7 protein-coding genes are annotated in these 9,392 nt (G+C 70.1%); 5 read left to right on the top strand and 2 right to left on the bottom strand.

The window, feature by feature from the left end:
* Positions 1–25: 25 nt before the first annotated feature.
* Entirely contained in the window at positions 26–1,006 is a 981-nt protein-coding gene (gene nusA, locus AC1DHX_RS15100) for a transcription termination factor NusA (protein ID WP_476900192.1), read from the bottom strand.
* Complete coding sequence (locus AC1DHX_RS15095; protein ID WP_028277119.1) at positions 1,006–1,623, bottom strand: ribosome maturation factor RimP; 618 nt, start codon at positions 1,621–1,623, stop codon at positions 1,006–1,008. The genes nusA and AC1DHX_RS15095 overlap by 1 nt, the downstream gene beginning before the upstream one ends.
* 105 nt (positions 1,624–1,728) lie before the next feature.
* Here AC1DHX_RS15095 and AC1DHX_RS15090 point away from each other — a divergent pair, with 105 nt between their 5' ends.
* From AC1DHX_RS15090 to fdhF, 5 genes are all read left to right on the top strand, one after another.
* On the top strand, positions 1,729–2,973 hold the full coding sequence (locus tag AC1DHX_RS15090; protein WP_476900191.1) for a DUF4439 domain-containing protein: 1,245 nt from the start codon (positions 1,729–1,731) through the stop codon (positions 2,971–2,973).
* A 79-nt stretch (positions 2,974–3,052) separates the two neighbouring features.
* Positions 3,053–3,781 (top strand): VIT1/CCC1 transporter family protein, encoded by a 729-nt coding sequence (locus tag AC1DHX_RS15085; RefSeq protein WP_476900190.1) that lies wholly within the window; start codon positions 3,053–3,055, stop codon positions 3,779–3,781.
* 76 nt (positions 3,782–3,857) lie between these two features.
* A complete protein-coding gene (locus AC1DHX_RS15080; RefSeq protein WP_476900189.1) occupies positions 3,858–4,943 on the top strand; it encodes an aminoglycoside phosphotransferase family protein in 1,086 nt (361 codons plus the stop codon).
* An 84-nt stretch (positions 4,944–5,027) separates the two neighbouring features.
* Positions 5,028–6,728, top strand: coding sequence for an NAD(P)H-dependent oxidoreductase subunit E (locus AC1DHX_RS15075; RefSeq protein WP_476900188.1), 1,701 nt, complete (start codon positions 5,028–5,030; stop codon positions 6,726–6,728).
* Positions 6,716–9,391 (top strand): formate dehydrogenase subunit alpha, encoded by a 2,676-nt coding sequence (gene fdhF, locus AC1DHX_RS15070; protein ID WP_476859054.1) that lies wholly within the window; start codon positions 6,716–6,718, stop codon positions 9,389–9,391. Before AC1DHX_RS15075 ends, fdhF begins: the two co-directional genes overlap by 13 nt.
* The last annotated feature ends 1 nt before the right edge of the window (position 9,392 follow it).

Here is a 9,392-nt window from a genome sequence, read left to right as displayed (position 1 = left end):
GTGTTCGTGCGCTTGCGCGCTTGCGCTATTTGCCGGTGTTGACGGCGGCGTCGGAGACGATGTCGATTCGCCATCCCGTGARTTTGGCGGCGAGACGGGCGTTCTGGCCCTCTTTGCCGATGGCGAGGGAGAGCTGGTAGTCGGGAACGACCACCCGGGCCGAACGCGTCGCCTCGTCGGTGATTGTGACCGAATTCACGCGCGACGGCGAGAGGGCGCTGGCGATGAAGGTCGCAGGATCGTCGTTGTAGTCAACGATGTCGATCTTCTCGTCGTTCAGTTCAGTCATGACCGCCCGGACACGCGAACCCATTTCACCGATGCAGGCGCCCTTGGCGTTCACGCCGGGGGTGTTTGCCTTCACGGCGATCTTGGTGCGGTGGCCGGCTTCGCGGGCAAGCGCCACGATCTCGACCGAACGGTCCGCGATCTCGGGAACTTCGAGTTCGAAGAGCTTCCGGACGAGCCCGGGGTGGGAGCGCGACAGCGTGATGGACGGGCCCTTGGTGCCGCGGTGGACGTCGATCACGAAAGCGCGCAGCCGGTTGCCGTGGATGTACTTCTCGCCGGGAACCTGCTCGGGCGGCGGCAGCAGTGCCTCCACCGTGCCCAGGTTCACCTGGATCATGTGCGGGTTGTTGCCCTGCTGGATGGTGCCGGCGACAAGCTCACCTTCACGGCCCTTGAACTGGCCCAGCACGTTGTCGTCCTCAGCGTCCCGGAGGCGCTGCAGAATGATCTGCCGTGCGGTGCTCGCCGCGATGCGTCCGAAGCCCGCGGGGGTGTCCTCGAACTCGCCGATCGGGGCGCCGTCGTCGTCGATCTCGGTGGCCCAGATGGTCACGTGGCCGCTCTTGCGGTCGAGCTCGGCCCGGGCCTTTTCGAAGGCGCCGGGGGTCTTGTGATAGGCCACGAGCAGTGCCTGCTCGATTGTGGGAATCAGGAGATCCAGCGGGATTTCACGCTCACGCTCCAGGAGTCTCAGTGCGCTCATGTCAATATCCATCAGGCCTCCTCAGAAGGTCCATTGTTTGCTTTTTCCAAGCCGGCCTCTTCGAGGTGGCTGAACTCTATCTCGACTTTTCCGCTGCGGATCCTGTCGAAAGGAAGCTTGACGGGTTCACCCTGTTTGGGCTTCATGCCCTTCTTGACGGCAATTTCCGGAACGAGGGTGACTCCCCCATCGTCGACGGACTGGACCCTGCCGGTGACGTTGTCGCCTTGGATCACGTTCACGTTGACCATCCGCCCGCGGGCGCGGTGCCAGTGCCGCTCCTCGGTCAGYGGACGGCCGACGCCGGGTGAAGAGACTTCGAGCTCATAGGGGCGCGCGTCCATGCTGGGGTCGTTGTCCAGGGTGTCCGAGAGGGTCTTGGAGATCTCGGCGATGACGTCGAGCCCGACGCCCCCGGTCTCCTCCTGCGGCAGGTCCACCACTACGTGGACCACCCGGTTGGCGCCGGCGACATGGATGGATACGTCCTCCAGGTACAGCCGGTTCGCCAGCACTGCGGGTTCCAGGAGTGCGTGAAGGCGCTCGGCCTCGACATTTTGAACGGTTGCGGCTTCAGCCTTCCCCGTCCCGGTCCGGTCTGTTGAAGTCGTGGCTTCTGCGTTGGTCATGATGCCGGCCGCCTCCCGCTAGATGATGTTGTGTGTACTAGCCTAGCGATTTTCCAGGCGGCGTGGTGCACGCAGTTCCGGGCCGGCATGACAACATGGTCTGTTGTGAAAGACGACACCAGGGAAAAGCGATGGCAGGATCACTTTCCCCGGTCGCTCCCCCGCTATGTGCTTTTGGTGTGCCTCGCCCTGGTGGTGGTGAGCCTGGGCGTGGTCCTGACGCCGGYCAGGCCGCCGGAGCCTGCGGCGCCGCCCTTTTCTGAGCAGGCGCGCGCCGCCGCACTGGCCGAAACCCGGCAACTGCTGGACGCCGGCAGCCAGCTCGGCACCGCGGCCCGGGCCGGTTCAAAAGACAGCCCGGCCGAGGGCGCGGATGGCCGTCCGGCCGCTGCCGGGAATGCCGCCATCGGGCGGACTGTGACCTTGCTGACACTCCAGGCGCAAGCGCTGCTGGCGCCGGGAGAAAGTCCTGCGGACCCGGCCGGCGCGGCTGCCGCCTCCGGCCGGGCAACGCCCCCGGCAGCGTCCTCCGCCGCTTCGACTCCGTCCGCTTCCGGAGAACCCGGCGCCGGGGCGTCCGCCGCACCTCTTCCGGCGACCGCAGCCGGGCTGGTGGCGGCCTTGGCAGACAGCGGCCGCCAGCGCCTCGCGGACGCTGCCAAGGTCGACGGCGGCATGGCACGGCTGTTGGCCGCCGTCGGCACCGCTCAGCTGCTGCAGGCGTCCGCCCTCGCCGCCGGCACCGGAACGGCGGCGCCGGCAGCCGACGTAACCTCGCCGCAGGTGTCCGGCACCTGCCCGTCGCCGTCCGCGACGGCGCCCTCCACAGAGGGTCCGGCCGCAGCAGAACCGTCCACAGCAGCGCAGCCCGAAGGAGAGCCATCCGCGGCCGCGTCCAGCCTAGGCGGCGCCCTGGCGTCGGCTGCGCGGACCGAGGCGCAGACCATCTACGGCTACCAGGTGGCGCTGACCCGGCTCGGTGGCGACGCGGCGAAATCCGCGGCCGAGGAACTGGCCCATCATGACGCGCTCCTTGGCGCCGTGGAATCCCTGAGCCGGCTGCACTGTTCCGCGGTGCCACCACGCGAGGCGGGCTACGCGCTGGCGCCGTCCTTCCTGGCCTCCCCCGCCGCCGGCCTCGGCGACCTGGAAGCCGCCGCCCTGCCGGTCTATGGCGACCTCGTGGCGCTGAGTGAGGGCGGGACCCGGCAGTGGGCCATCGCTGCCCTGTTCGGGTCTGCGAAGCGGGCGGTGCAGTGGGGTGCGGATTCCGGCGCCCTGCCGGGCCTGGACAGGGCCTCGATGCCGACGCGGCCGGCGGGCGAAACGCCGTCGCAGCCCGCGGGCTGAACGCCGGAGCAAGCCTCGGCTTATTTTGGTAAGCCTTGGAATACTGGCATGCCCCGGCGCCGGGTGATTTGCTGTAGGCATGGAAACGACCGGCGCCGCAACCCGGCACGAGAACGAGCCGCACCACAATGACATCGCACACCGCCTCAATTGGCTCCGCGCGGGCGTCCTGGGGGCCAATGACGGCATCGTCTCCGTCGCAGCGATCGTCGTCGGCGTCGCCGGCGCCACCACCGACACCGGAGCAATCCTGCTCGYGGGCGCCGCGGGCGTGGTGGGCGGCGCTATCTCGATGGCGCTCGGGGAATATGTCTCCGTCAGCAGCCAGAAGGACAGCCAGCACGCCTTGATCGAAAAGGAGCGCCGGGAACTGGAGGAACAGCCGGAGGAAGAGCTCGAGGAGCTCGCGGCGATCTACCAAGGCAAGGGCCTCAGCCCCGCGACCGCACGGACGGTGGCCAAGGAACTGACGGCGCACGACGCGCTCGGCGCGCACCTCTCAGCCGAACTCCATATTGACGAGACCGACATCGTGAGCCCCTGGCACGCGGCGTTCGCTTCTGCCATCGCGTTCCTCGCCGGTGCAATCCTGCCCATGCTGGCCATCCTGCTGCCGCCGGAAAGCATCAGGATTCCGCTGACCTTCGTGGCCGTGCTCGTGGCGTTGGCCGCCACCGGCGCCGTGGGCGCGTGGATTGGCGGCGGCTCAAAGCTCAAAGCAGCGATCCGCGTGGTGATTGGCGGCGCCGTGGCGCTGGTGGCAACCTTCGCGATCGGCAACGCACTCGGCGCGAGCGGCATCGTCTAAAGGCCCCCCGGTCCCAGAGGAATCATCCGAGGCCCGCCAACGCGGCGGCGGCCCCTCCGGCCCTACGATAGGTCCCGTGAACGCGATCCCAGACGTCCCCATCCCGCCTGATCTTTCCCGCCGGTACGCCCGTACCCCTGCGGGACGCACCTGGCTGGCGGCACTTCCTGACCTGATCGGGCGATTCCTCGACCAGTGGGACCTGGAGCCGGATCTGGAACCGGGTGCCCTTCCCTGGAACGGGCACGGCGGCGTCGTCATTCCCGTGCGGCGCCGGGACGGGCAGGGGTCCCCGGGCAAGGGCGAGGCAGCCGTGCTGAAGCTGGCTTTTCCGCATGAGGAGGCCACCCGCGAACACCACGCCCTCGCCCTGTGGGGAGGTCACGGCGCCGTCAGGCTGCTGRCCGCCGACGCCGGTTCCTGCGCCCTGCTCCTCGAGCGCCTGGACGCCTGCCGCTCCCTCCTGGATGTCCCGCTGGACACGGCGGTGACCGCGTGGGGCGGCGTGGTCAGCCAGCTCAGCGTGCTCCCGGACGGCCGGCCGGAGTGGCTGGAAATCGACCACGTGGCGGCACGGGCCGAGCAGTGGAGCGATGAATTCCCGGAGGCGTGGGAACACCTCGGGCGCCCGTTCCCACGCTGGCTGCTCGAAGYGGCGCTGGAGGTCTGCCAGACCCGCGGCGCCGTCGGCCGGCGGTCCGGCAAAGACGTCCTGGTCCACGCGGACCTGCACTACTTGAACGTCCTGGCCCGTCCCGGCGTCCCGGACCCTGGAACCCGGAAGGAAACACCGCCGCTGGAGTACGCTGCGATTGATCCCCAGCCCATGATCGGGGAGGCGGAGTTCGCGGTGGCCCCGGTGCTGTGGAACAGGCTCCGGGAACTGCCGCAGCAGGATCCCGGGCGGGCCCTGCTCGCGCGGTGCGGGGATTTCAGTGCCGCAGCCGGGCTCGACGCCGAGGCCGCCCGGCAGTGGAGCCTGGCGCGCGAGGTGGAGAACGCCCTCTGGTATGCCTCGCAGCGCCACTATGACGGCGATCTGGCCCGATCGCTGTGGGTGGCGAGCACGCTGGCGGGCCGGACGCTTCCCGGCCTGCCCGCCCCGCAGGAGCTGCCCGATCCGGGCCAGGACATGGCCCACTGGGCGGCGGACCAGCACTAGCCGCAGCCGGCTCCTTCAGCACTTGGCGATCCGGGGACTTTTGGCTCTTCCCCGACCGGGGGTGCCGGGGAGAAGGCTGGACACATGCACGAACCCCGTGGCGGGCGCTCAGCCGCCGAACCTGCCGGGCAGGAGGGTCGGGACAACGACGATCCTTTCCTCCGGTATGCCGCCCGTTTCGAGCGGCCCATCGTGGACATCAAGAATCTGCTCCGCGGCTCCGTTACCTCCCCGGCCGAGATCGCCCGTGCGATCGGATTGCCCGCCGCAGCGGCCGAGGGACCGGCATCGTTTTTCGCCGACTTCTCCGCGCCGCGCGGAACCCGGCACATCCGGGCCTGCGGTGCAGCCGCCTGCTTCGCGGCGTCCGGCGGCAGGCACATGGCGGAAGTGGAAGCGGCGCTGGGAGTGGAGGCGGGGAGCCGAAGCGCGGACGGCGCCGTATCGCTCCAGGAAGTGCGCTGCCTGGGCTACTGCTTCGGCGGACCGGCAGCCCTCGACGGCGAGGACGCGTGTGCAGGGCCCGACCTGGCGGCCCAATTGCAGGGGGCGTCACCGCGGAAGGCGCCGCCCATCCCGGTGTCCTGTGACAGTGCGTACGCTGTGGTGACCGCCGGGCTGCTGGGAGCCTCGACGCCATGGTCGGCCTGGCCCGGCGTCGTCGCCGCAGGAACACCTGAAGATGTCCTCAGCCAGGTCGAATCCGCCCGTCTGAAGGGACGGGGCGGAGCCGGCTTCCGCGTCGCCGCCAAATGGCGGGCCGCACTGGAACACCCTTCACCGCGGGTGGTTGTGGCCAACGGTGATGAGGGCGACCCCGGTTCCTTTGCGGACCGCTTGCTCATGGAACAGGACCCGCACCGGGTGCTCGAAGGCCTCGCCCTGGCCTGCTTCGCTGCCCGCGCGGAAACCGGCGTCGTGTTTGTCCGCTCAGAGTATCCCCACGCCGTCGCCCGCCTGAAGGAAGCGCTGCTCGAGGCACGCGCTGCCRGGCACCTCGGCCCGGACGCGGGAGGCAGCGGATTCAGCCTGGAGATCCACGTAGCTGTTGGCGCGGGGTCGTATGTCTCCGGCGAGGAAACGGCCCTGTTGAACGGGCTCGAAGGCCTGCGCGGCGTCGTGCGGCCCCGCCCGCCGTTTCCCACCGCACGGGGGCTCCACGGACGGCCCACCGTAGTCAACAACGTGGAAACACTCAGTGCGGTGCCGTGGATAGTGCAGCACGGCGGAGCCGCATACGCCGCGATGGGGACCGCGGACGAGGCCGGCACGGTGGTCGCCTGCCTGTCCGAACGGTTTCTCCGGCCCGGCGCCTACGAGGTGGAGATCGGCACGCCGGTCCGGCGGATCGTGGAAGATCTCGGCGGCGGGCTTCGGGACGGGGCAGCGATGCGTGCACTGCAAATCGGCGGCCCCCTGGGCGGCTTCCTCGGCCCCGCCGACCTGGACGTGCCCCTGAGCGATGCCGCCCTCACCAGCCGGGGAGCGGCCCTCGGCCACGCAGGGATCGTCGCCTTCGATGACAGGCTTTCGGGCGAGCAGGTGCTGCGGAACCTGTGGGACTTTGCGGCGGCGGAGAGCTGCGGGCAGTGCTCGCCCTGCCGGGTGGGGACATGGCGCGGCCGGGCCCTGTCGGAGCGGCCTGACGGGCCGGATATCCGCCGGGAACGCGGCGAGGTGCTGCGCACGATGGCGGCGGGCAGCCTGTGCGCTTTCGGCCGCCGGGTGCCGTCCGCGGTGTTAAGCCTCGCCCGCGTCTACGGCCTGGACGGATGGCCGTCGTGAAACTCGTTGTCGACGGCCGACTGGTCGAGGTCGCGGCCGGAGCCACGCTGCTCGATGCTGTGCGGGCGGCCGGCCTGGCCCTCCCGACGTTGTGCCACGATGACCGGCTCACCACCGTGGCCTCGTGCCGTACGTGCCTGGTCGACATCACCGGCCGGGGCCCGGCCGCCGCCTGCAGCACCCCGGCGGAGGACGGATTGCGCGTCGCCGTCGAGGCGTCCCGGGCGTTGCGGCGGGATGCCCTGCGGGCCATCGTCGCGGGGCTGCCGACCCGGGCGCTGGACGTCCCGGCCGACCGCAGCGAACTGGCCCGGCAATGCGCCGACTACGGGGTGACTGCACCGTCTGGTGCCGTCACGCCGCCGGAGCGCGGACTTGACCACTCCCACCCGTACGTCAAGCTTGACCGCGATCTCTGTATTGCCTGCGGGCGGTGTGTCCGCGCCTGCGCGGAGATCCAGGGCACGTTCGCCCTGACCCTCACGGGCCGCGGAGCCGGCACGGTGGTGGCGCCGGGCACCGGTGGTCCCTGGGCGGAGTCCGACTGTGTCTCGTGCGGGGCGTGCGTGGATACGTGTCCCACCGGCGCCCTGTCCGAGCCCGGGCTGCTCAACCTGCTGCCGATCGAACGGCAGACCCGGACCACCTGCGGGTATTGTGGCGTCGGCTGCACCCTGGAGGTCTCCACCCGTGACAACGTGATCATGACCGTCCGGCCCGCCGGTGAGGGCTCAGTGAATCGCGGCCACGCGTGTGTCAAGGGACGGTTCGCCCACGGGTTCCTGGGTTCAACAGACCGTCTGACAACCCCGCTGATCCGCAGGAACGGAACCCTGGCGCCCGCGTCGTGGGAGGCCGCAACGGGTTACGTGGCCGCCAGGCTTGCCGGGATCCGGGACGCGGACCCGGGCGGATTCGCCGTCATCTCCTCGGCCCGGGCCACCAACGAGGAGAACTATCTGGCCCAGAAATTCGCCCGGGCAGTCATGGGGACAAACAACGTGGACAACTGCGCCCGGCTCTGTCACGCCCCCTCGGCGGCCGGCTTGGCCGCCACGTTTGGCCTGGGCGGCGGCACGAATGCATTCGATGACCTCGACCGGTGCGACGTGATCCTCCTGGTTGGCGCGAATCCGACGGCGGCGCACCCCGTTGTCGGTTCACGGATCTTCCAGCGGGTCATGGACGGCGCCCGCCTGCTGGTGGTGGATCCCCGGCGCACGTTCCTGGCCCGGCACGCCGACGTCCACCTGCGGCCCCGGCCGGGAACCAACGTGGCCGTGTTCAACGGCCTGGCCCACGTCCTGGTCCGCGAGGGGCTCGTGGACTCCGCCTTCCTTGATACCCACACCAACGGCTATGACGAGCTGCTCGGGTTGCTCGAGGACTACCCGCCGGAACGCGTAGCCGAAATCTCCGGTGTCCCGGCGCACGACCTCGTGCGCGCCGCCGTGATGTACGGTCAGGCACTGGTCCCGGCGATCTTCTACGGACTCGGCGTGACCGAACACCGGCACGGCACGGACGGTGTCCGGACCCTGTCCAACCTGGCACTCCTGCGCGGTGCCGTCGGGCCGGGTGCCGGCGGTGGGGTGAACCCGCTGCGCGGGCAAAACAACGTCCAGGGTGCGTCTGACATGGGGGCTCTGCCTGACCTGCTGCCCGGCTACCAGAAGGTCTTGGACCCGGCAGCGCGGACCCGCTGCGCCGAGGCCTGGCGGGCCGATGTGCCGTCGCGGCCAGGGCTTCGGATCCCGCAGATGTTCGCGGCCGCCCGGGACGGGGCGTTGCAGGCGCTGTGGGTGATCGGGGAGGACGTGCTCGCCACCGATCCTGACAGCGCTTCGGTGCGGGCGGCCCTGGCTGCCTGCCCGCTGGTGATCTGCAACGATCTGTTCCTCTCCCCCACGGCCGCCGCAGCGGACGTCGTCTTTCCCGTGGCCGCCTGGCTCGAGAAGGACGGCACGTTCGTCAACTTCGACCGGCGCTTCCAGCGGGTCAGGGCCGCCGTGGCGCCCCCGGCCGGCGTCCGCACAGACTTCGCGGTGCTGCACGCCGTCGCGGCCGGCATGGGGGCGGACCTTGGATGCCCCACACCGGAGGAGGCCATGGCGGAGTGCGCCAGCCTGGCGCCGCTGTTCGGCGGAATATCCCACGCACGCCTGGACCGGGACGGCCCGCTGCATTGGCCGTGCGGGTCCGCCGTTTCCCCCGGAACACCTCGGCTCTATCAGGACCGGTTCGCCACCCCGGACGGTCTGGCACACCTGGCCGCGCGGCCGTACCTGCCGCCGGGCGAGCAGTGCGACGCGGCCTATCCGTACCTTCTCGTCACCGGGCGCAGGGCGGAGCATTACAACTCCGGCAGCATGACCCGCCGGACCGACAACCTGGTCCTGCTCCCCGACGAAACGATCGACGTCGAGCCCGGGGACGCGGCGGCGCTGGGACTGAATGATGGCGATACTGTCCGGCTGGACAGCCGGCATGGAATGGCGGTCCTGCGGCTCAGGATCACGGACGATGTGGAACCCGGTCAGGTGTTCGCGGGCTTCCATTTCCCCGGCGCAACAGTCAACAGCCTCACCTCTGCCGTGGAGGACGAGGTAACGGGGTGCCCTGAATACAAGGTGACCGCGGTCCGCATCTCCGCGCACGCGTAAC

This window comes from Arthrobacter sp. 05N33_2, assembly GCF_056397425.1.
The sequence above is the reverse complement of the archived record's forward strand: the minus strand, read 5'-3'. Positions and strand labels throughout refer to the sequence as shown.